Source organism: Pseudomonas viridiflava (assembly GCF_900602065.1).
Lineage (GTDB): Bacteria > Pseudomonadota > Gammaproteobacteria > Pseudomonadales > Pseudomonadaceae > Aquipseudomonas.
Genome location: NZ_UWFN01000102.1, coordinates 1 through 320 on the forward strand (window position 1 = coordinate 1; position 320 = coordinate 320).

A 320-nucleotide genomic window follows, 5' to 3' on the forward strand; every position below is an offset into this window, starting at 1 on the left:
GCGCTGAACACATCCAGATAAGCATCAAGCACGCCACTGGCGCTGACATCGTCGGCCAATTCCAGGCACAGCGCAGCCACTTCCGCCGTACAAAAATGGTCATCGCGCCTGGACCGCCGCAGTCGGTAGCGGGATATCTGCTCGGGCTCCAGGCTCAGCACCGGAAACTTCTCAAGATACGGGCTTTTGCGAAACATCTTGCGTGCTTCGGTCCAGGTGGCGTCCAGCAGAATGAACAACGGCCGCTTGCCGTCTTCGCGTGACACCTGGGTTACTACCCGCTCCCTGGCGACGAACTCACCCGGGAACACGATGTACGG

At 60.0% G+C, this 320-nt stretch carries 1 protein-coding gene; it reads right to left on the minus strand.

Features of this window, described 5'->3' with window-relative positions; all coding sequences use genetic code 11:
- Window positions 1–320, minus strand: a 320-nt coding sequence (locus EE949_RS05160; protein ID WP_122663299.1) for a DTW domain-containing protein, incomplete at both ends; no start/stop codon positions are given.